Origin of the sequence: Gleimia europaea ACS-120-V-Col10b (genome assembly GCF_000411155.1) — a bacterium.
Classification (GTDB): Bacteria; Actinomycetota; Actinomycetes; order Actinomycetales; family Actinomycetaceae; genus Gleimia; species Gleimia europaea_B.
The window spans coordinates 24082-48309 of record NZ_KE150266.1; the positions used below are offsets into that span (position 1 = coordinate 24082).

General features: G+C 56.8%; 24 protein-coding genes. 23 read left to right on the top strand and 1 reads right to left on the bottom strand.

Features of this window, described 5'->3' with window-relative positions:
• Window positions 1–35: 35 nt before the first annotated feature.
• Window positions 36–1646, top strand: a complete 1611-nt coding sequence (locus HMPREF9238_RS00115) for an ABC-F family ATP-binding cassette domain-containing protein (protein WP_016443399.1) — start codon at window positions 36–38, stop codon at window positions 1644–1646.
• Here HMPREF9238_RS00115 and HMPREF9238_RS00120 read toward each other — a convergent pair.
• Window positions 1643–1933 (bottom strand): hypothetical protein, encoded by a 291-nt coding sequence (locus tag HMPREF9238_RS00120; protein WP_198009448.1) that lies wholly within the window; start codon window positions 1931–1933, stop codon window positions 1643–1645. The genes HMPREF9238_RS00115 and HMPREF9238_RS00120 overlap by 4 nt on opposite strands.
• Window positions 1934–2010: 77 nt before the next feature.
• Between HMPREF9238_RS00120 and HMPREF9238_RS08490 the strand changes: the two genes are divergently transcribed.
• The 22 genes from HMPREF9238_RS08490 (at window position 2011) to HMPREF9238_RS00230 (ending at window position 24209) form a co-directional block, all read left to right on the top strand.
• The gene (locus HMPREF9238_RS08490; RefSeq protein WP_016443400.1) at window positions 2011–2490 is read left to right on the top strand and encodes a SixA phosphatase family protein; all 480 of its coding nucleotides are present in this window, start codon (window positions 2011–2013) and stop codon (window positions 2488–2490) included.
• A gap of 68 nt (window positions 2491–2558) precedes the next feature.
• On the top strand, window positions 2559–3461 hold the full coding sequence (locus tag HMPREF9238_RS00130) for an ABC transporter ATP-binding protein (RefSeq protein WP_016443401.1): 903 nt from the start codon (window positions 2559–2561) through the stop codon (window positions 3459–3461).
• Window positions 3458–4243: an ABC transporter permease gene (locus HMPREF9238_RS00135; RefSeq protein WP_016443402.1), complete on the top strand. Its 786-nt coding sequence runs from the start codon at window positions 3458–3460 to the stop codon at window positions 4241–4243. The genes HMPREF9238_RS00130 and HMPREF9238_RS00135 overlap by 4 nt, the downstream gene beginning before the upstream one ends.
• Window positions 4240–5346 (top strand): sensor histidine kinase, encoded by a 1107-nt coding sequence (locus HMPREF9238_RS08495; protein ID WP_016443403.1) that lies wholly within the window; start codon window positions 4240–4242, stop codon window positions 5344–5346. Before HMPREF9238_RS00135 ends, HMPREF9238_RS08495 begins: the two co-directional genes overlap by 4 nt.
• Before the next feature lie 2 nt (window positions 5347–5348).
• Window positions 5349–5966, top strand: coding sequence for a response regulator transcription factor (locus HMPREF9238_RS00145; protein ID WP_016443404.1), 618 nt, complete (start codon window positions 5349–5351; stop codon window positions 5964–5966).
• A 263-nt stretch (window positions 5967–6229) separates the two neighbouring features.
• Window positions 6230–6661: a division/cell wall cluster transcriptional repressor MraZ gene (mraZ, locus tag HMPREF9238_RS00150; RefSeq protein WP_016443405.1), complete on the top strand. Its 432-nt coding sequence runs from the start codon at window positions 6230–6232 to the stop codon at window positions 6659–6661.
• Window positions 6662–6757: 96 nt separating this feature from the next.
• On the top strand, window positions 6758–7756 hold the full coding sequence (gene rsmH, locus HMPREF9238_RS00155; RefSeq protein ID WP_016443406.1) for a 16S rRNA (cytosine(1402)-N(4))-methyltransferase RsmH: 999 nt from the start codon (window positions 6758–6760) through the stop codon (window positions 7754–7756).
• Window positions 7753–8142 (top strand): cell division protein FtsL, encoded by a 390-nt coding sequence (ftsL, locus tag HMPREF9238_RS00160; protein ID WP_016443407.1) that lies wholly within the window; start codon window positions 7753–7755, stop codon window positions 8140–8142. Before rsmH ends, ftsL begins: the two co-directional genes overlap by 4 nt.
• A 12-nt stretch (window positions 8143–8154) precedes the next feature.
• Entirely contained in the window at window positions 8155–9909 is a 1755-nt protein-coding gene (locus HMPREF9238_RS00165; protein WP_016443408.1) for a peptidoglycan D,D-transpeptidase FtsI family protein, read from the top strand.
• A 7-nt stretch (window positions 9910–9916) separates the two neighbouring features.
• The gene (locus HMPREF9238_RS00170) at window positions 9917–11536 is read left to right on the top strand and encodes a UDP-N-acetylmuramoyl-L-alanyl-D-glutamate--2,6-diaminopimelate ligase (RefSeq protein WP_016443409.1); all 1620 of its coding nucleotides are present in this window, start codon (window positions 9917–9919) and stop codon (window positions 11534–11536) included.
• 43 nt (window positions 11537–11579) lie between these two features.
• A complete protein-coding gene (locus HMPREF9238_RS00175) occupies window positions 11580–12959 on the top strand; it encodes a UDP-N-acetylmuramoyl-tripeptide--D-alanyl-D-alanine ligase (RefSeq protein WP_016443410.1) in 1380 nt (459 codons plus the stop codon).
• 21 nt (window positions 12960–12980) lie between these two features.
• Window positions 12981–14069, top strand: coding sequence for a phospho-N-acetylmuramoyl-pentapeptide-transferase (gene mraY / locus HMPREF9238_RS00180; protein WP_016443411.1), 1089 nt, complete (start codon window positions 12981–12983; stop codon window positions 14067–14069).
• Entirely contained in the window at window positions 14051–15550 is a 1500-nt protein-coding gene (gene murD, locus HMPREF9238_RS00185) for a UDP-N-acetylmuramoyl-L-alanine--D-glutamate ligase (RefSeq protein WP_016443412.1), read from the top strand. The genes mraY and murD overlap by 19 nt, the downstream gene beginning before the upstream one ends.
• On the top strand, window positions 15543–16769 hold the full coding sequence (locus HMPREF9238_RS00190) for an FtsW/RodA/SpoVE family cell cycle protein (protein ID WP_016443413.1): 1227 nt from the start codon (window positions 15543–15545) through the stop codon (window positions 16767–16769). Before murD ends, HMPREF9238_RS00190 begins: the two co-directional genes overlap by 8 nt.
• A gap of 8 nt (window positions 16770–16777) precedes the next feature.
• Window positions 16778–17926 (top strand): undecaprenyldiphospho-muramoylpentapeptide beta-N-acetylglucosaminyltransferase, encoded by a 1149-nt coding sequence (gene murG / locus HMPREF9238_RS00195; RefSeq protein ID WP_016443414.1) that lies wholly within the window; start codon window positions 16778–16780, stop codon window positions 17924–17926.
• Window positions 17926–19305, top strand: coding sequence for a UDP-N-acetylmuramate--L-alanine ligase (murC, locus tag HMPREF9238_RS00200; RefSeq protein WP_016443415.1), 1380 nt, complete (start codon window positions 17926–17928; stop codon window positions 19303–19305). Before murG ends, murC begins: the two co-directional genes overlap by 1 nt.
• A gap of 20 nt (window positions 19306–19325) precedes the next feature.
• Window positions 19326–20372 carry a cell division protein FtsQ/DivIB gene (locus tag HMPREF9238_RS00205; protein ID WP_040316404.1) on the top strand — a complete coding sequence of 349 codons (1047 nt, stop codon included), beginning with the start codon at window positions 19326–19328 and terminating at the stop codon, window positions 20370–20372.
• 238 nt (window positions 20373–20610) lie between these two features.
• The gene (ftsZ, locus tag HMPREF9238_RS00210) at window positions 20611–21837 is read left to right on the top strand and encodes a cell division protein FtsZ (protein WP_016443417.1); all 1227 of its coding nucleotides are present in this window, start codon (window positions 20611–20613) and stop codon (window positions 21835–21837) included.
• Window positions 21837–22547 (top strand): purine nucleoside phosphorylase YfiH/LACC1 family protein, encoded by a 711-nt coding sequence (locus HMPREF9238_RS00215; protein WP_016443418.1) that lies wholly within the window; start codon window positions 21837–21839, stop codon window positions 22545–22547. The genes ftsZ and HMPREF9238_RS00215 overlap by 1 nt, the downstream gene beginning before the upstream one ends.
• A gap of 146 nt (window positions 22548–22693) precedes the next feature.
• Window positions 22694–23164, top strand: a complete 471-nt coding sequence (locus HMPREF9238_RS00220; protein WP_016443419.1) for a cell division protein SepF — start codon at window positions 22694–22696, stop codon at window positions 23162–23164.
• A gap of 16 nt (window positions 23165–23180) precedes the next feature.
• On the top strand, window positions 23181–23471 hold the full coding sequence (locus tag HMPREF9238_RS00225; RefSeq protein ID WP_016443420.1) for a YggT family protein: 291 nt from the start codon (window positions 23181–23183) through the stop codon (window positions 23469–23471).
• A gap of 126 nt (window positions 23472–23597) precedes the next feature.
• Complete coding sequence (locus HMPREF9238_RS00230; protein ID WP_016443421.1) at window positions 23598–24209, top strand: DivIVA domain-containing protein; 612 nt, start codon at window positions 23598–23600, stop codon at window positions 24207–24209.
• Window positions 24210–24228 lie beyond the last annotated feature (19 nt).

A 24228-nucleotide genomic window follows, 5' to 3' on the forward strand; every position in this document is an offset into this window, starting at 1 on the left:
TAGACTCTATTCGTCGCCCATTTACACTGGTTATTGTGATTAATGTTTCGAACCTTTCTGTGCGGATTGGTCCGCGCACTCTTTTGCAAGGCGCCAGTTTCCATGTGGATAAGGGAATGCGGATCGGCTTGGTGGGCCGCAACGGTGCCGGCAAGACGACGACGATGCGCATGCTAGCCGGCGAGCCGGATCGAGGTGAAGCCGAGTTTGATGGCACTGTAGTGCGCCGCGGTAGCCTCGCTTATTTGCCGCAGGACTCGCGCGTAGCTGATCCGCAGCAAAAGGGGCTGGATCGGATTTTATCGGTGCGAGGCATTGATCAGTTGCTTGCAAAGATCGAGAGAGCGCAAATGCAGATGAGCACCCTGGAAGGGGCGCGCCAGCAAAAGGCGATGGAGCGGTATGTGCGCTTGGATCAAGAGTTCACCAATCAGGGTGGTTACGCGGCCAAAGCTCAAGCCGCGCAGATCGCGTCCTCGCTCGGTTTGAGTGAAGATCAGCTGTCGCGCCCCCTCGGTACGCTTTCCGGTGGTCAGCGTCGCCGCGTTGAACTTGCGCGCGTCCTGTTTTCCGAGGCTGAAGTTTTGCTCCTCGATGAGCCTACGAACCACCTCGATCATGATTCTCTAATATGGTTACGAGACTTTTTGAAGACGTATCCGGGCGGGATGATAATCATCTCTCACGACGTGGCGCTGATTCGTGAAACTGTGAACCACGTTATGCACCTGGACGCGGACCGCGCGGTGGTAGACCAGTACAACATGGGCTGGGACCTTTATTTGAAGCAACGAGAAGAGGATGAGCGGCGGCGCAGGCGCCAGCGGGCCACAGCTTTGAAGAAGGCGGAAGCGTTGCGCGCGCAAGGTGAGAAGATGAGGGCGAAGGCAACTAAAGCGGTTGCTGCTCAGCAGATGCTTCGCCGCGCAGAAGAACTTGAAGCGAGTGTAGAGCCGGTGCGGCAGGTAGAAAAGGTGGCACGTCTGCGTTTCCCGGAGCCCGCTACATGCGGAAAGGTGCCGTTGCGTGCGTCCTCGCTTTCGAAAACCTACGGTTCGCTCGAGGTGTTTACCGGTGTTGATCTGGCCATCGACCGCGGTTCCAAAGTGGTAGTGCTTGGGTTGAATGGTGCGGGTAAGACTACGCTGTTGAGGATCCTGGCAGGAGCTCTAACCCCCGATACCGGTGAGGTCGAGGCCGGTTACGGTTTGAAGCTCGGCTACTACGCACAAGAACACGAGACGCTAGATCCAAACAAAACCGTGCTGGAGACGATGGTTGCGGCCGCGCCCGCATTCGATGACACGCGAGTTCGCAACGTGCTTGGCCAGTTCCTGTTCTCTGGCGAGGACGTGGACAAACCTACTTCCGTCTTGTCCGGTGGTGAGCAAACCCGGCTCGCCCTCGCCACGCTCGTGGTCTCAGCTGCTAACGTTTTGCTTCTTGACGAGCCCACAAACAACCTTGATCCGGCTTCGCGTGAAGAAATCCTCTACTCCCTAAAGACATACGAGGGAGCGGTGGTGCTCGTAACGCACGATCCGGGTGCCGTGAAAGCCCTGGAGCCGGATCGAGTGCTCCTACTTCCCGATGGGGATGAGGATTTGTGGGATGACTCTTACCTCGAGCTCGTGACCCTTACTTAAAACTGGTTGTCCACGCCCAGACTCGCGCGCTCTTCGGCGGTGAGCGAGCGGGGGTCTACCGGCTTGGGGGAGGGAGATGTGGCGGGGGCAACTTCACTGATTGGAACAACGCGGTGAGGGAAAGCTCGTAGACTGACGAATTCGGTGAGGAAATCGCGGTGCCCCTCGCACGCCAGCCAAGTTTTTTCGCGCGCGGCGTGGATCTTTGGATTAGACCAGATAACCGCCCAGCGGGCCACCTCGGTACACTGGCGGGCTGAACAGACGTGGAAATGCTTTTCACTCACGCCTCAATCTTATAGTTCACTGGGTGGGTACACGATTTGCGCCACAAAACCGCTGCGCGATCTTTTAGAGTTGAGTCATGGGGCAAACGCTGATTCTGGTTCGTCACGCACAGGCGCGTCACGGTAGTACGCGCGATGAATTGCGTCCGTTGACGAAGACAGGCCAGGTTCAGGCGCAACAACTTGCCCTCAGGGTGAAGGACTACATGGCTGGTGGCATGGTCGTGCACTCGCCGGCTGTGCGGGCTGTACAAACTGCGCAAGCGGTGGCGAGTGAGAGCGGTGCACAGCTACTCCAACTGAACGAGCTTTACTACGCGGATGAATACGATCTGTTGCGATCCATTTCCGCCTTAACCAGCCCGGTGATGGTGGTCGGGCACGCGCCCACCATTCCGTACGCGGCAATGCTGATAACGGCGGGCCAGGACGTTGATCTCATTCTCAAGCGAGGTTGCCCAACCGCCACCGCGTACGTCTTTGAGGTTGCTGACATGACCCGGCTACAGCCGACCAGCGCCATCCTCAAAGATCTAATTGTCACGCCCGCTCAGTGACTTTTGTAATGCCGAAATTGTGACTTTAGGTAGGGGCTCGAAAAACGCGCCCTTGGTGTAGTTGAGGTATGAAAGCAAATGTGATTTCCCCGGCTGTCGCGGTTGCATCAGTCACTAAATCGTTCAAGTCAGTGCAGGCTCTGAAAGGCGTGTCCTTCGAGATTGAGCGTGGAGAGATCGTCGCGATCCTCGGCCCGAACGGGGCTGGTAAAACCACGTTGATCGACACCATTGTGGGGCTCACCAAGCCCGATAGTGGTAACACGAGCCTGTTTGGCTTTCCCGCAAAACAAGCTGTTGCTAAGTCTTTGGTGGGAGCGGTAATGCAAACGGGTGGCATGTTGTCAAACGTGTCGGTACGCGACACGGTAAGCGAGGTTGCGGCAACATTCCCGCAGCACATCCCGGTACAGCAGGTGTTGGAAGAGACCAATCTCGCCGGTATTGCTGGGCGCAAGGTTGGAAAATGCTCGGGCGGCGAAATGCAGCGCATCCGGTTTGCATTGGCCCTGCTGGGAGCGCCTGACCTGCTTATTTTAGACGAGCCAACGGCGGGTATGGATCCGTGTGCCCGCCGCGACTTTTGGAACTCGATGGAGATGCAGGCCGAGCGCGGGCGCACAATCATTTTCGCCACCCACTATCTGGAAGAAGCAGAACATTTTGCTAAGCGCGTCATCTTTATGAATGAGGGCGAGGTTGTAGCTGACGGAACCGTTGATGAGGTGCGGGGTCTGGTTGCTGGCACCAAGGTGGAATCTCAGGTCGGAGACGGTTTGAATTTGGATCAGGTGCTGGCGTGGCCAGAAGTGCTCAGTGCTCACATGGAGGGCCAAAAACTGTCAATCTCAACGGGGCTGTCAGACAGTGTGGCGCGGCGCTTGCTAGAAGCCGGAGCAACGAATCTTCGTATTAGTTCAGCTTCGCTTGAAGACTCGTTCTTTGAGCTGACGGAAAGGAACAAAAAATGAGCACCTCCCTAGTAGCGTCCCGCCCGGACTCGTACGTGTTGTATAACGTCAAACGCCTACTTTCAGATTGGTCACTACTAGCATTTGGTATTGGCTTGCCGGTCGTCCTCTACCTGGTGTTTGGTGCCACCTTGGCGGACATGGAAGTGAAGCTGGCGCACGGAAACCTCGCGGCCTACGTGATGATATCCATGGCTGTTTACGGTGGAATAACCGGGGCGGTTGGTCAGATTGGTACCACGGTGGTGGAATCAAACACCGGATGGTCGCGCCAGCTAGCCCTCACCCCACTTACCCGGAGGAAGCAGGTGGCCGGGCTGATTGTTCCCGCCGTGATCAGTATTGTGCTTCCGGTAGTGGCAGTATTCCTCACAGGATTCTTAACGGGATCGCAAATGAGTGGCAAGGCATGGGTAACCAGCTTCTTGTTTGCTTGCCTGTCATCCATTCCGTTTACGTTTTACGGTTCCGCAGTTGCGTACGCGTTCCGCTCTCCAACGGCCGTATCCATCGCGGCAACTGCCCTCGTTCCGTTAGCGTTTTTTGGCAACATGTTCGCCCCGATCTCGCAAACAATGCTGAAGATCGGCGTGTTCACGCCCATGTACGGTCCTGCTGCGCTGTCGCGTTACTGGCTAACTGATGGGTTTCAAAGCGTCTCCCAGGAGCCTTGGTTCGTAGAGCACGAGGGGTGGATGGGTATCGTTAATATATTGGTATGGGCGGTCCTATTTGTTGTAGCAACCGCGCTGCTACGCAGCAGGACGTTGGAGAGGCAATGAAAACTAACGGCAAAGCCAACTTCAGCTGGACTGACACTGCATACGCTTCCATCTGGCTGATTTTCCTACTCTTCCCAATCATTTCACTGGCCACCGATGATATGCCGAATCCGCAGCGCACATTCGGGTTCTTCTTCCTCATTATGTTCGCCTTGATGTATCCGGTGGCCAACGGGTTTTTGAACAGCTGGCCAGTGGGAGAGGTCGGCTGGCGTGTGGCATTCTGGTGGGCGGTGCTCTGTATTCCCATAGTCGGGTTTGCTATCTTTGTTAGCCCGCTGTACAGCTACGTGTTCTTTCCTTACATGTTTGCCATCGTGGTTTTCACTCTGCGCGGACCGTCAAGGATTTGGCTGGCCTCCATATTGGTTATAGCCTGCATCGTCCTCGCGTTACTATTTGCACCGAACAAATCAGTGCTCGCAATATGGCTCGCCCACGCGATTTTCTCACCAATCCTAATGCTTCCAATCGCGCTCATATCCGAAAAAGTTGAGCGTCGAGACGCCTTGGCTGCAGAAGTTGCTATCGCTCATGAACGAGAAGAAATTGCAGCTGATCTACACGACCTGCTGGGGCAAACCCTAACTTTACTTTCCTTGAAGGCGGACGTGGCGTCAAAGCTAGCTGAACGCCAGCCCGAAAATACGGCGGCAATCAAAGACAGCCTTGACGAGATCGCAGGCCTGTCAAGGGTTGCCCTCGCCGAAGTTCGTGCTGCGGTAACTCGCACCCGCATCCCTGACTTTGCCTGCGAAATACAGGCGGCAAGGAGGGCATTACAAACTGCGGGGATCGCCGTCCAGTCTCCGGCTCCAGAAGAGTCAGCCCGCCTCGCTGGCGTGAACTCATACCTCTTTGGTTGGGTGCTGCGTGAAGCTGTCACCAACGTCGTCCGTCATTCGGGTGCGTCTTCCTGCACGATAGACGTTACGCCCACGGACATAACAATTTCTGACAATGGGCGAGGCCTGGAGCAAGCTGGCGCGGCCGGATCTGGTCTTGCGAGCATGAAGCGCAGAGTCGAAGAAGCCGGAGGCAGCGTTGCCATTACCGGTGATAATGGCACAACGGTTGCGGTACGTATGGCGGGGAGGAATTGACGGTGGAAGCAATCCGAGTTGTAATCGCAGACGACCAACACCTTGTGCGCGGAGCGCTGGCTGCTCTGCTCGCTCTCGAACCTGACATTGAGGTTGTCGCCGACGTCGCAACCGGAAACGAGGCATTAGACATTGCGCGCCGAAAGGAAGCGGATGTGCTCCTTTTGGACATAGAAATGGGACAGGAGTCCCTGACCGGTCTCGAAGTTGCCGAAAAAGTATCGCAACTTCACCTTCTCGCGCGCGTTCTCGTAGTCACCACGTTCGGCCGCCCCGGATACCTGCAACGCGCCCTAGAAGCTGGAGCGCTGGGCTTTATTGTCAAAGACACACCATCATCACAACTCGCTGAAGCGGTGCGGCGCGTTCATCGCGGTCTGCGCGTCATAGACCCGGCGCTCGCGGAAGAGTCTTTGTTTACGCCGCGTTCCCCGCTTTCGGAGCGTGAGGCGGACGTGTTACGTGCTGCCCTTCCGGGTGGGTCGATCAAACACGTAGCGGAGCTGCTGGGCTTAAGTCAGGGAACCGTGCGCAACCACATTTCGTCAGCTATAGCGAAGGTAGGGGCAGACAACCGTTACGAGGCGTCGCGTATTGCCCGCGATCGCGGTTGGCTGTAGCTCCACTTTCGCCACGGTCCCGGTATGGGCTGAGAGGATTTCCTCTCAGCCCATTTTTTATCACCTTATGCACATGGATTCCCAAAATTGACGAGAAACACAGAAAATCCCTCCACCTTCTTTCACCGCTAATTTTCCGTTTAGTTTCAAGGTTTCTTTATATCTGATATGAAGAAAACGTGGAAATAGTCTGCACATGGGGTTGAAAGTGGGGTAAAGTGGTGACAACCGTGTAGATGTGGTTTGTGGCGGGGAGGTGAAACGTGTTCCTGGGAACTTATGAGCCAAAGCTAGATCCGAAGGGGCGCGTGATCTTGCCCGCAAAGTTTCGTGAACAGCTTTTCGAGGGGCTGGTGTTGACGCGGGGGCAGGACAGGTGCCTGTACGCGTTTCCAAAGTCCGAGTTCGAAGGCATGTTCGACCAGCTTCGGCAAGCTCCGCTCAGCTCAAAGCAAGCGCGCGATTACGTTCGCGTCATGCTTTCGGGCGCTTCTGACGAGTTACCGGACAAGCAAGGGCGAATCACGATACCGCAAAACCTGCGCACCTATGCGGGGCTGACTCGCGATCTGGCTGTCATAGGAGCTGGCGCGCGAGTTGAGATTTGGGACGCCGAACAGTGGGCGATGTACCTCGAGAATCAAGAAGAGGTCTTCTCGTCCACTGCCGACGAGATTATTCCGGGAATGTTCTAGTTCATCCTGGTCTCCAACCGAGAATCCGAAGTCACTTCCCCGGCGGCGGACGCGGTGGGAGTCCTGGCTGAACTAGTAGTGATGAGAGGGGCCGTCGTGGAGCTTTCACCTGAAGCCATCAGTGAACTGCACGATCCCGTTCTCGTATCCGAAGTTCTTGAGCTGTTGGAACCGGTTCTTGTTGGTGGCGGCGTGCTTGTGGATGGAACGCTTGGCATGGGCGGCCATACCGAGGCGGTGCTCAAGGCTTTCCCAAAGGCCTCGGTAATTGGTATTGACCGGGATCCGCGTGCCATTGAGCTTGCCGCTGCGCGCCTGACGCAGTTCGGTTCGCGCTTTACCCCTGTCCTAGCTACTTATGACCAGATTGAAAATGTTGTTGCAAGAGCCGGCTTGGATGAGGTTGACGCGGTGTTCTTGGATCTGGGCGTCTCTTCCCTTCAGCTTGACGACGATGAGCGCGGATTTTCGTATTCGCGCCGGGCACCCCTTGATATGCGCATGGATCAAACTAGCGGAATGAGTGCTACAGATTTACTTGCGTCTGCCAGTGAAGCTGAGCTTGCGCGAATTCTGCGAGTTTATGGCGAAGAGAGGTTCGCTAATCGGATTGCTCAGCGCATCGTCATATCGCGCACGCAGCGGCCGCTTATGGATTCAGCGCAGTTGGCTGAACTGGTTCGAGAAGCGATTCCTGCGGCCACGCGGCGTTCGGGTGGCCATCCGGCCAAGCGCACTTTCCAAGCGCTTCGCATTGCCGTAAATGATGAGCTCACCATTTTAGAACGCTCTCTTCCCGCCGCGCTTTCAACTTTGCGAGTTGGGGGACGCCTGGCGGTGGAGTCTTACCATTCCCTCGAAGACCGCATCGTCAAACACCTGTTTAAAGAAGGTTCTACGCCCCCGCAGTTGCCCAAGGGTTTACCGATTCGGCCCAGCGAGGAGCCGCAGGCGCCCTTACAGCTTCTTACCAGGAAAGCTATTCAAGCGCCGGCGGCAGAAGTTGCGATCAACCCGCGAGCCAAATCGGTGCGTTTGCGCGCCGTCCAACTCAACACCCCATACAACGAGCAAGATAAAAGGAGCTCCCAATGACGTCGAGCGCTCTTAGAACGCGGCCGGCTGCGCCGAGGCGTGAGCATTCACGTCCTCCTCTTCGCGTTATCGCGTCCGAGGCGGGGCCGCGAGCTGCTTTCCCCGTGATTGCTATCGTTGCGTTGGTGTTGATCGCGGTACTTGCCGTGAACCTGTTTATCACCACTCAAATGGCGCAAACCGCGTACGAGATTCGTGACTCGCGTGCGGAGCTTGTTCAGCTGACCGAAGAGACGCAAACGTTGCGGCAGAAGTTGCAGGTGGCCTCATCTCCGGCAGCGTTGCAGAAGGCAGCGGACGCGCAGGGCATGGTCCCTGCAGGTCAGGCGGGTTTCATTAAACTGAGTGAAGGTAGTGTAGAGGGCGGGCTCGTAGCCGTTCGTTAGTTAGGAGGCCAGGTGAGTAAATCGCAGGCCGGCTCGCAAACGGCGACACGTGTATTTTTTGGTATTGCTGTCTTCTTTTTCGTTGCGATCACATTTCAGCTGATTAATGTGCAGATAATTCAGGGCGCTGATCTGGCTGAGCAGGGCAGGTCGGTGCGCATGCACGCGGCAACGATTGATCCGAGGCGCGGCGACATTGTAGATGCTAACGGAAGCACATTTGCAACAACAGTGGAGACCTACCACATTGCGGTAAACCAGGTGAATATCGCAAATACCAAGGTGTGGGATATTGATGACGAAGGTAACCGCACCCAGATTGGGGTAGGCCCGGTGTACGTGGCGCAAAAGCTCGCTCCGGTTCTGCAAATGGATGAGGCCGAGGTGGGAGGCCAGCTGATTGGCAACTCCACGTATCACTATCTGAAGAAAGACGTTGACGTTGAAACCTGGCGCAAAGTTCGGGCGCTTCAGATTTATGGCATAGAGTGGGAGCCTTCCTACAAGCGCGTATATCCCAACGACACGGTCGCAGCCCCGATTATTGGAACTATTGATGCCGAGGGCAAAGGCTCTTCCGGTCTTGAGCTAACGCAGGACGGGAAACTAACGGGCGAGCCTGGTCGGATGGTCCAAGAGTATGGGCCCTATGGCGAAGTGATTCCCGGTGGTAAAACTATTTCCGAACCAGCTGTGCAGGGTGCGACCGTGCACACCACGCTGCGTCTGGATCTGCAGCATTCGGCTGAAGAGATAGTGAACGAGGCTGTTGAGACCTATTCGGCTCAGTGGGGAAGCGCCATTGTCCAAGAGATTTCAACTGGAAAGATTCTGGCCATGGCCGAATCGGGGAACAAGCCAATTTCGCCCCAACCTCAACCGGTTAAGAGCGTGCAATACTCGGTGGAGCCCGGCTCTATCGGCAAGATTCTGACGTTCGCCACCGCCCTCGATGAAGCAAAGATCACGCCCGTCACGCCCGTGTTGGCCCAATACAAGTACACGACGCCGGACGGACAAGAGTTCCAGGATTCGCATGAGCACCCGGACTACACGCTTACGGCAACGGGCGTCCTCGCAGAATCTTCTAACACCGCAACCGTGCGGGTCGGTTCGATGGTGACTGACGAGGAACGCTATCAGCTTATGAAGGCCATGCACTTTGGGGAGCCGATCGATATTGGCTTGCCGGGTGAGGCCCCCGGCATTTTGGCAGAGCCGTCGCAGTGGGATGGGCGCCAGCGTTACACCACCATGTTTGGTCAGGGATATGCAGTGACCCAACTCCAGCAGGTCGGTATGCTCGCTGCATTTGCCAACGGCGGCGTTTATCAGCCGGCCCGCCTGATCGAGGGATGGACTAGTCCTAATGGCACTTACGAGGCCGCGCCGCCGCGCGAACCCGTACGAGCGCTCGACGCGAACACCGCGAAGACGGTTTTGACAATGCTGGAGTCAACAACAGCTGACGAGGAGGGCACCGGCTACACGTTCAACGTCGAGGGCTACCGTATTGCTGCCAAGACGGGTACTGCTGAGATTTTCGAGAACGGGCTGACGATTGGCACGGCAACGACGGTCGCCGGCGTGGTACCTGCCGATAAGCCAGTGATTGCAGTTTCAGTGCTCCTCTACCTGCCTAAACAGGGGATTCTTGCCGCGCAGTCCGCCGGCCCGCTGTTCAAATCTATCGTTACAGAGTCGGTGCAAAATCTGGGTATTCCAGGCTCGTCTGAAGAGGCTGTGCTTTACCCGATGAAGCCTTAGGACAGTTATGCATGAACTAAAAGATTTACGTCCCAGCTCGGTTACTGGAATCAGCGCGCACCAACTGGCCCGCGCCCTGGATACTACGGTTCATAGCGGGCCCGCCGAGACGCTGATTACCGGCGTTACCCTTGACTCCACCGATGTGCAGCCCGGAGACCTTTTTGTTGCAATTCCTGGTTTCAAGCGCCACGGCGCAGAGTTTGCAGCGAAAGCTATTGCGGCTGGAGCCGTTGCGGTTGTAACAGATGCTGCCGGGATTTCGATGCTTGCAGGCATGGAGGACATCGCGATGCTACGGGTTAGCAACCCGCGCGTATTCGCGGGTTTGGCTGCCGCCCTGGTGTATGGCAATCCCGGTAAATCTATGCGCGTCGTAGGAATCACGGGAACAAACGGCAAGACCACTACTGCGCACTTTGTGCATCATGTGCTGGCGGCGCTGTCGGGGCCAACGTTACTGATAGGAACGGTAGGAGTGTCGCTCGGTGAGGTGCACGTATCCTCTGCGCGCACATCCCTGGAAGCCCCAGTTTTACATCGCGTTCTGGCTTGGGCGCTGGAACGGGGCGCGCAGAACGTGGTTATGGAGGTCTCGAGCCACGCACTAAGTTTGTATCGCGTGGCGGGGCTAAAGTTCGACGTTTCCGCGTTTTTGAATCTACAGCGCGATCATTTGGACTTTCACAAAACGATGGAAAGCTACTTCGAGGCAAAAGCCAGCCTGTTTGCCGCCGATTTTTCGAAGCGAGCCGTGATTTGTATAGATGACGGATGGGGTGAGCGGTTGGCGCAAATGGTGCGTATTCCCACGGTGACGGTAGCAACCAAATCTGCGGCCGATTGGCAGGTAGTTTCGCACTCGCTTAATCAAAAGGATGCGGGAACGGATGTGACGATCCGCGCGGGCGAAGCTGATCTGCGCCTACACTGTCCGCTACCGGGAATGATTAACGTGCAAAACGAACTGACTGCTTTGGCTGTGCTGGTCAGCTTGGGGTTCGAGGCAAGTAGCGTGTGTGAGGAGCTTGCCCGCACTCCGGGCGTGCCGGGCCGCATGGAAGTGGTGGCCGAACGCTCCTCATCCACGCCACTGGTAATAGTGGATTTTGCCCATACCGCCGATGCGATCAAGAGCGCGTGCGCAGCACTTGACCCGGTAACACCGGGATCCCTGTGGATTTTGTTTGGAGCAACGGGGGAGCGCGATCGCGGCAAGCGCCCGGTGATGGGCGCGGCGGCGCTATCTTCAGCTGATTACGTGGTGCTAACTGATGACGACATTTACGGGGAGGATCCGGCGCAGATCCGCGCCGAGGTTGCCGCTGGCTTCGCAGGTGTAGCAGGTCGGGCCCGCAGCGCGTGGGTGAGCGATGATCGCAAGAGCGCGATTCACGAGGCCGTGCTCGCAGCCAGCCCGGATGACACGGTCCTGATTGCGGGGCGCGGGCATGAGACCATCCAGATGGTTGGGGAAAAAGCCCACGTATTGGACGATCGGGTAGAGGCGCGCGTAGCTGTCTCGAAGCGTTCCGTGCAGAACCAGTTGGGCGAAGTTGGTGGTGAAGAGAAAACGGCGTGCCCAAAGTTACGAACGATTAGCAAAACGTGGGAAGATTTTCAGTAATACTGATACGAGGACGTGTCACGGCGTTTAGATGGAGAGGCGAATGAGGTACACAGCAGATGAGATCGCGAAGATCGTAGACGGTCGCCTGGTTGGTGATAACACGGTTGTTTCCGGCGGCGTGTACACAGATTCGCGTGAGGTGACGCCGGAATCTTTGTACATTGCGCGCGTGGGTGAGCATGCTGATGGTCACGACTATCTTGATTCTGCTCTCGAGCGCGGTGCTGTGGCGGCCATTGTGATGCGCGAAGACGCAGGCCCGCAGAACCTGACCAAGATCGTGGTGAAGGATGCAACGAAGGCATTGGGCTTGCTGGCGCAGGCCCATTTGAAAAAGCTTCGCGAGGCGGGCGACATTGACGTCGTGGGAATCACCGGTTCTGTTGGCAAGACCACCACCAAGGATCTTACGGCAGGAATCTTGCAGGCGTTTGCGCCCACGGTTGCCCCGGTTTCTTCGTTCAATAACGAGGTTGGTATGCCGCTCACGGTCTTGCGGGCGGACGAAAACACGCGCTACCTGGTGCTGGAGATGGGTGCTTCTGGCCCCGGACATTTGCAATATCTATCCAAGATCGCTCCGCCTGATATTGCAGTCGAGCTGGCGGTAGGCAGGGCGCACCTGGGTGGTTTCGGCTCGGTTCCAGCTCTGGCGCACGCCAAGGCGGAGCTTGTGGAGGGGCTCGCCAAGGGTGGTACGGCAATTTTGAATCGGGATGACCCGCATGTTCGCGACATGCAGTCACTCGCCAAGGGCACGGTTTTATTCTTCTCCGCAGCGGGCAAATCGGACGCGGAAGTACGCGCCGTTAACGTGAAGCTTGACGATTCATCTTGCGCAACTTTCGATCTCGAGGCCGGCGACGTGTTAAAGAAGGTCCGGCTTGGCCTCGTGGGGCGCCACCAGGTATCCAACGCGCTTGCGGCTATCAGTGTTTGTCTTACTCTTGGCCTTGATCCGCAAAAAATTGTGGACACACTCAATTCGCTACGCGCGCAAAGCCCGCATCGCATGAACGTCACGAAAACGCGCGGCATCACGGTCATTGATGATTCGTATAATGCGAATCCAGATTCGATGAAGGCGGGCCTGGAGGTGCTTGGAAAGCTCGGCGAGAACGCGGCGCGGCGCATTGCTGTGCTCGGCGTCATGCTAGAGCTTGGTAAGAGTTCGGCGTCTCTGCACCGCGAGGTTGGACGTTTGGCTGACGAGGCCCGCGTTGATGTGCTGATTACCGTTGGACAGGGCGCTGGGCCCATCGGTGAGCCCCTGCTTGGGAAGGCTGATGTCTATCACTTTGAGAGTGCGGAAGCGGCCGGAGCAAAGTTGCGTGATTTGGTTCAAACCGGAGACTTCGTATTCTTGAAGGGATCGAATGGTTCGGGGGTCTGGAAAATCGCCGACGAGTTTTTAGCATAGTTAGAACCGGAGGTCTTAAACGTGGTAGCCATAGTCGTTGCGACGGCCGTGTCATTGGTCATCGCACTGTTGGGCACCAGGGCTTTTATTAAGCTACTGATTCGTAAAGAGTACGGGCAGTTCATCCGCCAGGATGGGCCAACCCAGCACTTTACGAAGCGCGGCACGCCAACTATGGGTGGTGTCGTGATTATTGCTGCCTCGTTGATTGGTTGGCTGGTTGGGCATCTTGCGATTGGACGGCTTCCCGATCTGTCGTCGACCCTGTTGATGTTCCTGTTTGTCGGACTTGGCGTGGTCGGCTTCTTGGATGACTTCATTAAGATCAAGCGGCATCGTTCTCTCGGTCTCAACCCTGCGGCAAAGATCCTCGGCCAGCTAACAGTTGGAACGATTTTTGCCGGTCTGGCGCTGAGCTTCCCCGATGCGAGGGGGAACACTCCAGCGTCGATGAAGATTTCGGTTGTGCGTGATCTTGATTGGGCCAACCTGGCGTTCGCGGGTACTGCGCTGGGCGTGATCCTGTTTATTTTGTGGGCGAACTTCCTGGTGGCCGCGTGGTCTAACGCGGTGAACTTGACAGATGGCCTCGATGGTCTGGCCACGGGCTCGTCAATGTTTGTTTTCGGCGCCTACACGGTGATCGCGATTTGGCAGTACTACCAGTCTTGTGCGGTAGCGGTTGCGAACGCTGCCGTGTGTTACGAGGTGCGCGATTCGTTGGGTCTTGCGGTAGCTTCTGCGGCGATTGTGGGCGCTGCGTTTGGCTTCCTCTGGTGGAACGCTGCTCCAGCACAGATCTTCATGGGCGACACCGGCTCGCTTGCGCTGGGGGGAGCGTTTGCGGGAATGTCGATTCTTACCCAAACAGAGTTCCTCGCGATCATTATTGGCGGCCTGTTCATGATTATCGTGATGTCTGATGTGATTCAGATTGGCGTGTTCAAGATGACGGGTAAGCGCGTGTTCCGAATGGCCCCGTTGCACCACCATTTTGAGCTACTGGGTTGGAAAGAAATTACGATTGTGATCCGATTCTGGATTATCGCGGGCCTGTTTGCCGTGCTGGGCTTGTCGCTGTTCTACGCTGAATGGGTGTCTGGGCTGTGAGTTGGCTGGAATCTAAGGTCGCGGTCATAGGCCTGGGAACTACGGGCCGCGCGGTCATGGATACTTTGGATCGGCTGGGGGTGCGGGCGGTTGGCTTCGATTTGAAGGCGCCTGCAGGCCTTGCGGCGTTCGAATCGGGTAGCCAGCAGTTTGTTATTGGCAGCGAGGACGAGCAAGCCAGCGCTCTTGCCGATGGTTTCGACCTTGTCGTGGTTTCTCCCGGGGTTGCTCCGCATTCACCCGTGTTTAAAGTGGCACGAAATCTGGGTTTGCCGGTGTGGAGCGAGGTGGAACTAGCCTGGCAGATTCAGCAGTACTTGGGTAAAGATATCGCCTGGCTCACCGTGACCGGAACTAACGGGAAGACCACCACGGTTGGCCTCCTTGGATCGATTTTAGAGTCGGCTTCACAGCGCGTACGCGTGGTCGGCAACGTTGGCACACCGATTGTCAGCGTTGTGATGGATGCGGACGTGGATGTGTTGGCCGTGGAGCTTTCCAGCTTCCAGCTTTACTCCACTTACTCCGTGGAGCCAGTAGCGTCGGTCTGCTTGAACGTGGATGCGGATCATCTGGACTGGCACGGCAGTGTGGAGAAGTACGCGAAGGCGAAGGCGCGGGTGTATGCGAACACGCGCGTGGCCTGTGTTTATGACGCAGCAGATCTAACCGTGGAGAACATGGTTATGCAAGCCGAGGTGATCGAAGGGGCGCGCGCTATCGGCTATGCTCTTGACGTTCCGGCAGTGTCCCAGGTTGGCCTCGCTCAAGATGAAAGTGAGGTGCTCATCGTAGACCGCGCTTTTGTGCCGAAGCGGCATACTCAAGCCGCCGCGCTCGCCACGCTGGACGATGTTGCGCACTTCGCGGGCCCGACCCCCTCTGCCGCAATCATCAAAGACACGCTTGCCGCAATCGCACTGGCTAGAGCCTACGGGGCGTATGCAAAGAAGGAGATTGATTCGCATGCCGTAAGCGCAGGCTTGCGTTCATTCCACCCGGCTGGACACCGGCGCCAAGTGATCGGCGAGGTAGCTGACATGATTTGGATCGATGATTCGAAGGCCACGAACGCGCACGCCGCCGCTGCCTCTTTGTCTGGCTTCGCGCCGGGGACAGTTATATGGATTGCGGGCGGCGATGCTAAGGGGCAGGACTTCCACTCCCTCGTGAAAACTGTTGCTCCCGCCTTGCGTGGGGTGGTGGTGATTGGTGCGGATCCAACGCCAATCACTAACGCGCTTGAAGACGTTGCCCCGCAAATCCCGCATGTAGTTGTAGACGGGCATGAAGACTGGATGTATTCCGTGGTCAATGAGGCCGTAGCCTTGTCACGCCCGGGCGACACGGTTGTGTTGGCTCCCGCTGCGGCGTCGTGGGACCAGTTCAAGAGCTACGCTGAGCGCGGGGACGTGTTCCGCGAGGCCGTTGCACGCTTGGACGAGGCGTGGCAAACCCCGCAGGAGTTACCTGGTGATTGAGAAGTTGAAGACCCGCGCCAGGCGTATCCCGAAGCTCCAGTTTGGAACGGGAACCCGCGCTGAGCCTTCTCCCGTCACCACCTACTACTTGATTTTGGTGCCGGTCATTTGCCTGATCACGATTGGCTTCGTGATGGTGTTTTCGGCGTCAACTGTGCGCGTTATATCGCAGGGGGAGAACCCGTACACCGCCTATCTTCGTAACCTTCTCATCATGGCATTTGGAGTTTTTGTTCTCTTTATCGCTATGAGATTACCCGACCGGTTTTGGTTTCGCGCCGCTCCCTGGGTGTTTATTGCAACGCTGATCCTGCAGTTTTTGGTGGCTACTCCTCTCGGCGTTGAATCCGGTGGTAACACTAACTGGATCATGATTCCTGGAGTGTCGTTCCTGATTCAGCCGTCGGAGACCTTGAAGGTCGGGTTGGCCCTGTTTATTGGCTGGGTCATTGTTAAGTTGAATTTGGATCGCACTAACTTTATGCATATCGCGGTCAACGTGGGCGTTCCCCTCGCGGTCGGTCTCACCGGAATTCTGCTCGGCCACGATCTTGGCACCGCCCTCGTTGTGGTGGCTCTAGCTGCGGGTTGCCTTGCGGCCGCACGCGTTCCTGGCAAATGGTTTGGCATTGCCATTTTGGCTTTCATTCCGGTTGCCGCATTCGCCGTTTTCCAAAACCAGTCGCGCCTGCAACGCGTAATCTCCGTGATACCAGGCTTTAGGAAGTCTCCCAACCCGTCAGCACCAGAGCAGATTGACCACGCTCTTTGGGCACTGGGCTCGGGTGGCCTTACCGGTGTGGGGCCGGGCGCTTCCAAAGAGAAGTGGAACTACCTGGCCGAGGCCCACACGGACTTCATTTTTGCGATTTTGGGTGAGGAACTTGGCCTTATCGGAACGGTGTTTGTGGTTGTCACATTCGCGGTTCTGATCTATGGCCTGACCCGCCTGTCCCTGTATCACTCCGATGATTTTGCGCGCATCGTGTCTGGAGGAGTGACTATGTGGATCGCGGCGCAGGCAATCATCAACATGGGGGCGGTAGTTGCGGTACTGCCTGTGATTGGGGTTCCGCTGCCGCTGATTTCAACGGGGGGTTCTGCCTTTGTGGCCACCTGTGGTGGCCTGGGAATAGTATTGAGTTTTGCGCGAAAAGATTCGGGCATGGAAAAAGCGTTTGGCTTGCGCACCCTATTTCGCAGGCCTTCAAAAAAGTAGGTGTTGAAATGGCGTCGGTTAACGCGGGTGCAAGGGTTCTTCTGGCCGGGGGTGGATCCGCAGGGCACGTGAACCCGCTGCTGGCAGTGGCGTCGGTTTTGCGGGATCGCGAGATCGAAGTACAGGCTTTGGGCACGGCCTCGGGCTTGGAGAAAGATTTGGTGCCGGCGGCTGACATTACGCTTCACACGATCAAGAAGGTCGCGGCGCCGCGGCGTCCAAACAAGGCAGCCTTGACGTTCGGTCCCGATTTAGCAAAGTCAGTGCGTGATGTTGAACGGTTGATTAAGAGCGAGGCCATTGAGGCCGTAGTTGGTTTTGGCGGCTATGTGTCGGCACCCGCGTATTTGGCGGCTCGCGCTCACGGCATCCCCGTGGTGATTCACGAGCAGAATGCGCGCGCGGGCTTGGCCAACAAGCTTGGCGCCCGTTTTGCGCCGGCGCTTGCATTGACGTTCCCACAAACCAGGTTGAAAGCCCGCCGGGGGATTACAGAAGTTACGGGTTTGCCTCTACGCGCGCCTATAGAGCAACTGGCTAAAGATCGAGCTACACCAGAGGGCAAGGTGAACCGGCGCGAGCAGGCCGCCGTGCTGCTGGGGCTCGACCCGGCTAAGCCGACCATGCTGATCACGGGTGGGTCTTTGGGAGCTGTGCACTTGAATGAGGTGATGGTTCGCACAGGTGCAGTATTCGGGGCAGATCACCAGGTTTTGCATTTGACGGGGAAGGGAAAATCAGAAGGCGTTGCCGAGGCAGTTGCGGCTAGCGGTTTTGCGGGCAAGTGGATTGTGCGTGAATACGCGATGGATATGGAAACCTATTTCGCGGCTGCGGATCTGGTCATTGGCCGAGCAGGTGCGGGTATGGTTGCTGAGCTCACGGCGCTGGGATTGCCGGCGGTTTACGTTCCGCTTCCGATAGGAAATGGGGAGCAGAAACTGAACGCGCTCGAGCACGTGCGTAAGGGCGGTGCAATGCTGTTCGACGATGCTGATTTTTCGGAAAAGATCGTCCGCTCTTTCGTGGTACCGTTACTTGATTCACCCAAGCGCCTGGCGGATATGGCCCACGCTTCCGCAAAGCTTGGACACGTAGACGCTTCGTATCGCGTTGCAGATTTGGTTGAGTCGGTCCTATGTAGGGGGCAGATCTAATGAGCTTTTACCTGATCGGGATTGGCGGGGCAGGCATGTCCGTGGTTGCGGAGTTGCTTCACGCTAAAGGCGAGGTTGTGAGTGGTTCGGATGCGAAAGATTCGAAGAACCTAGACCACTTGCGATCACTTGGAATCAAGGTTTTTGTGGGCCACGAGGCCGCCCACGTGCCCGCTGATGCCCGCGTGGTGATCTCCACGGCTGTGCGCGAGTCAAATCCTGAGCTCGCGATCGCGCGTGAGCGCGGCCAGGAGGTAGTGCACCGCTCCCAGGCGCTTGCTTTTGCAGCTGCGGGGATGGATTTCGTGGCGGTTGCCGGAGCACACGGAAAGACAACCTCCTCGGGGATGCTAGCGGCGGCGCTGTCCCAAGCGGGGGTGGATCCTTCGTTCGCGGTAGGCGGCGTTGTGACGGGCTTTAATACGGGCGCGCACCTGGGTGTCTCTTCGGTTTTTGTGGCGGAGGCCGACGAATCCGATAAGTCGTTCTTGAACTACAGTCCCAGGGTAACCCTCGTAACAAATGTGGAACCGGATCATTTGGATAACTATGGTTCGCGCGAAGAGTTTGAACAAACGTTCTTGAAATTCGCGCAAAGGATCGTGCCCGGTGGTCTTCTTATAGTGTGCAGTGATGATGAGGGCGCGGCAAGGCTTGGCAAGGTTTATTCGCAGCTGGGCGGGCGGGTCTGGTCCTACGGTGGGCTGGGCGAAAGTAACGCACTGTGGCATGCACAAAAGCACGCGGCGATTAACCATGCGAAACTAGCTCCCGCACACGCGAGCGCGACGGTGTGTTTTGCGGGAGAAGAGGTGGCACTGTCATTGAATGTGGGCGGGGCGCACAACCTGGAAAATGCCACCGGTGCGCTTCTGGTGGGCATCGAGTTGGGCGTGCCGATGGAGCGCATGGCAAGCGCGTTGCACTCGTTCAAAGGTACGGGACGCCGGTTCGAGTTGCGTGGAAAAGTGCAGGGGAAAGTCTTGGTGGACGACTACGCGCACCATCCTTCCGAGGTTGCGGCGGCACTGCGTCAAGCCCGCGTGGAAGCAGGCGATGGCCGCGTGCTGGTGCTTTTCCAGCCGCACCTGTACTCGCGCACCAAAACTTTTGCGGATGAGTTTGCGCGGGCTTTCCACCTGGCTGATCAGCTGTATATCGCCGATATCTTTGGGGCTCGCGAAGATCCGATTCAGGGCGTAACATCGCAGCTCATCTCTAACCAGGTTCCCGGGGCCCACTACATTCCCGATATGCGCGAAGCCGCGCTTGCGATCGCTGATGAAGCGCAGGAGGGCGATTTAGTTATCACCATGGGAGCCGGTAGCATCACAGCCATGGGTGAGGTTATTTTGAACTGTTGGAGCGCCAATCAGTGAGACGCCCAGGGTTGCCAAACATGCCTCGGTCCAATGAGCATGCGGACCGAGGTTCTAACGTTGAGCAGCCGGGAAGTTCTCCCTCCTCACCGCAAGAACCAAATGCGGTTGTGACTGCAAAAGCTGTGGGCGGCAATCGCGAAAAACGAAAATCTTCGCCTCGTTTGCACCGAGAACGGTTCACTCATGCAAAAGCGTCACGCCAAGTACCTGCCCGGCAAAAGCCTTCCGAGAAGTCCGTTACTTCGGCGCGTGGCCCCAAGACCTCGCGCAATACTGGGCTACAAAAATATTTCACCTCGCGTCGTGCTACCGAGGTTTTTGGCTCGCAGAAGAACACGATCAGCTTGGATGAGCGTCGCACGGAAATGAAACGTGCTCGCCGCAGCGCCATCCTTACCCGCGTTGGTATCGCGCTTGCAGTAGTTGCGGTAGCAGCCGGTGTGGTATGGGCAGTTTTCTTCTCTCCGTTCTTCGCGCTAACGGCCTCGAAAATCAACGTTTCGGGCCTGAGTGAAGACGTGAGCACCGAGGTGGTGCAAGAGAAACTGGCTGGTTTTGTGGGCGTGCCGCTACCGCGCATTTCGATGGCTGCTGCACAAAGCGAAGTTGAGAGTATCGCGCAGGTAGACGCGGCTCGGATCACGCGCGCGTGGCCCGACGGCCTTAACGTGAAAGTTACGGTGCGCACTCCCATTGCAGTGGAGAAAAACGATAAGGGGTACTCCGTAATTGACCGCGAGGGCGTGGTGTTGCGGTCTTCGCCCGATGCGCCCGAAGGCTTGCCGATGGTAGAGGTTAAGATCGAGTCACAAGAGCAACGGGCGGTTGCTGTTGCGCGTGTGGCAACGGTGAAGGACAGTCTGCCCGCAGAGCTTGCTCAGCAGGTGAGCGTTTATACGGCGTATCCGGCGAGCGTGGAGATGCGCACGCTGGACGGACGCATCATCAAGTGGGGAGATGAGACTGAATCAGAGCTGAAAGCGCAGGTGCTTAAGCTTTTGCTCGACCAGCGTCCCGCCCAGGTCTATGATGTGTCCACTCCCGCCCGGCCGGTAACTTCGTAGCATTAGCGCTCGCGTTGCAAAGAACCTATTTCAGGCTTTGCGTTGTGATAGCCGTTGGGCTGTTCTATCGCGAAAATTGAAGGTTTTTGCACCGCTTAGAAAATAGCTTGCGACACGCCCGTATTAGTGTTTGAAACTGAGGTCAAACGCGTTTATCTTCTGCGTGCAACGATGAGCCAAAACTTAAACCTTCAACTATAGGTTTAGGTCAGGCGAGACAGACGTAAGGGGATCACGAGTGAACGAGGCACACTACCAATCCGTTATTAAGGTCGTGGGTGTGGGCGGCGGCGGTTGTAACGCCGTTAACCGCATGATTAGTGCCGGTGTTAAGGGCGCTGAATTCATTACGATGAACACGGACGCGCAGGCACTTTTGCAGTCGGACGCAGAAGTCAAGATTGACCTGGGAGATGAGCTAACGCGCGGCCTTGGCGCCGGTTCTGATCCGATGGTTGGCCGTAAGGCGGCCGAGGAGAACGAGGACGCCATTAGGGAGGCGCTTGAGGGCGCTGACATGGTGTTCGTTACCGCCGGCGAGGGCGGTGGCACGGGTACGGGCGCCGCTCCGATTGTGGCTCGCGTTGCGCGCTCGCTTGATGCTCTGACGGTGGGTATCGTTACCCGCCCATTTGCTTTTGAAGGCCCCCGTCGCGGTCAGGTTGCGCAGCAGGGGATTGAGGATCTACGCAAGGAAGTTGATGCGCTTATCATCATTCCCAATGATCGCTTGTTGCAGATTGCCGACAAGAACGTGTCCTACCTCGACGCTTTCCGCATTGCTGATGATGTGTTGCGTTCTGGCGTGCAGGGCATCACTGACATCATTAAGGTTGCGGGCGATATGAACGTCGATTTCCGTGACGTGAATACGATTATGCGAGGTGCGGGCACCGCTCTTATGGGTATCGGTACCGCGCAGGGCGAGGATCGCGCGTTGCGGGCAGCCGAGGCCGCGATTTCGTCTCCGCTTCTAGAAACTCGTATCGATGGTGCTCATGGCGCTCTTATCAATGTGCAGGGTGCTTCGGACATGGGTCTTGCTGAGATCAATGCCGCTGTCTCACTCATTGGTGAGTCCCTCCATGAGGAGGCGAACATCATCTTCGGCACCGTCATCGATGATTCGCTTGGCGACGAGATGCGCGTTACCGTTATTGCCGCTGGTTTTGACGAGGAAGAATCACATGCGCAACCGGCGCCAGCGATGCCAGCCAAGCCCGTCCAGGCTGCGGAGCCGATAGAGGTACCCGCTTCTGATCGCCCGCTTGGTTCTTTGCCCACGGCTCAGCCGGCGCACCGCGCCGAAGTGAAGCCGCCAACGCGCGAATCGAACTTCCCCTCAGCTGCGCCAAAGCGTAGCGAACCGGCAGAAGAGCCCTCTTCTCAGCGCTTCGAAGTTCCCCGCATTTTCGACGAAGATGATTCGAAAGATCAGCTAGATCTCCCGGATTTCCTGCGTTAATGACGAGCTCCAGTAGCCGGGTTCGCTATGGCTTTAGCAGGGCGGTAACGAACCCGGCGCAAGTAGGGCAGGCCCTCTCTTGGCCTAACTATGGTTTGAATACCGGTGCACCACGTAGCGTTGTGCTTGCCGACCGGCAGGCGCTTTGCGAGTCGATTGGGGCGCCGGTGGTGTGGATGAACCAGATTCATTCCGACATCGTGAGCGTGGTCGGTTCCGAAGATGCCGGCCTGGATAACTCGGTCACTGCCGATGCAGTGATCACTAAAGACCGTGTCGCGCTGGCGGTACAGGTGGCGGATTGCGTGCCCGTACTGCTGTTCGACAGGGCCGCAGGTGTGGTAGCTGCGGTACACGCGGGGCGAGCAGGTGCGAAGGCTTTCATCGTTGCAAAGACTGTCTCGCAGATGACTAGCATGGGTTGCTCGCCCCGCAACATAACGGCTGCGGTAGGCCCTTGCATTTGCGCGGCTTGCTATGAAGTTGGCGAGGACGTGTTCGCTCAGGCGGTGTCTGTGCGCCCAGAAATGGCCGCTAAGTCGCGGTGGGGCACCCGCTCGCTCGATGTTCGAGCTTGTGTTTTGCGCGACTTGGAGCACGTGGGCGAGGTAGAGATTGACGATACGTGCACGCTTGAATCGCATGATTTGAACTCCTACAGGCGAAGTCCAAGGTGTGGCAGACAAATAGGTTGGGTGCTCCTCGACTAGCCGTGCAGCTTGGGGGACGGCGCCGCTTTGAGATGTTGGCCCAAAAGCTCGTGGGGACGTGACACGCCGCCTTAAAAACATATATTTTGCTCTAACTCGATTACGTTAATAGTGGCTCTAACTTTTGTTGCCTTGGGAGGAATGACATGGGCGATGCGCTGAACCGTGCGATGGAACGCTTTGGATGGCGTGGGTATGACGAGGACGATGAGCAAGTTTTTGACGAACCCGAGTTCTCCCGTCCCAACTTTTCTGAGCCGGAGCCAATTGCCCAGCTTCCTCGTCCTGAAATCGTTCCTTCAAAGAGTACGAGCCTGGATATCAGTCGCATCGTGTCCGTGACTCTCACGTCCTACGCGGATGCTGAAGTTATTGGTAACGCGATGCGTGATGGCGTTCCGGTCATCATTAATCTTTCAAAGATGAATGAGGCCGAGGCCCGCCGAATCGTTGATTTTGCAGCCGGTCTTGCTTTTGCTCTGAATGGCTCAATGGAGCAGGTTGTGGAGGGAGTTTTGCTCCTTACCCCAGAATCTGTGAAGGTCGAGGAAGGTCAGCAAAAGAATGCGTTCGCAAACGAACCGCTTTTTGCGAACAAGTCTGGCCTGGGTTTTTAAAGGTAGGTTTTAACACTTGTCTTGGTATATCGGGCAGGCAATATCGCTATTAGTCTCGATTTACACGCTGGTGCTACTGATCAGGCTGGTTTTTGACTGGGTTCAGTTCTTCAGCCCCCAGTGGCAACCCCGCGGCGTGCTTCTCGTGCTCCTAAATGTTATCTACGCTCTTACAGATCCGCCGTTGCGTTTCCTGCGCCGCTATATTCCTCCGTTGCGGCTGGGAGAGATTTCACTTGACGTGGGCTTCGTTGTCCTGTTCGCAGGTGTAGTAGTTTTGGGAGAAATTGCGAGATTGCTCATGTAGGTGCACACTTACAATGAAATTCTGTAGTCTATGAGATAGAAAAAGTTTGCCTGCGTGCGCTGGGGACCAAATCGTTTGTCTGAAGCGGGCGCTTTGCAAATACCGTTTAGATATAGAGGTGAAGAAATGGCACTGCTTTCGACAGAGGATGTCTTGAATAAGACTTTCCAGTCGGTAAAGTTCCGTGAGGGATACGACCAGGTTGAGGTTGATGAGTTTCTCGACGAAGTAGTTGAAACCATCTACGCCCTCCAGGTTGAGAACACGGAGCTAAAGCAAAAGCTTGAAGCAGCGCAGCTTCGCGTTGGAGAGCTTGAGGGGTCGGAGGCTAGCGCCGCCTCCGCACCGGTTGCTCCTGAACCGGTTGCGGAAGCCGAGCCGGAGCCCGAACCTGAGCCGGAACCCGAACCAGAACCGGCACCTGCTGTGGCAGCAACCCCGGCCCCGGATTCCGCGCCGGAAGATGCAACTTCGATGCTTGCTTTGGCCCAGCGCGTTCACGACGAGTACGTGCGCGACGGCCGCCAGGAAGGCGAACGCATCATCGCTGAGGCTCGTGAAGAGGGCAACAAGATCGTGGCAGAGGCAGAAGGCAAGCGCGATTCGATCCTCAACCAGCTTGACGTTGATCGCGGTCTGCTAGAGGGTAAGATTAACGAGCTGAAGAGCTTTGAAGCTGAGTACCGCACTCGTCTGCGCGAACAGTTGCAGAGCTTCCTCTCGGAAGTTGCCAACTAGTCTTTAACTTTCCGACAAA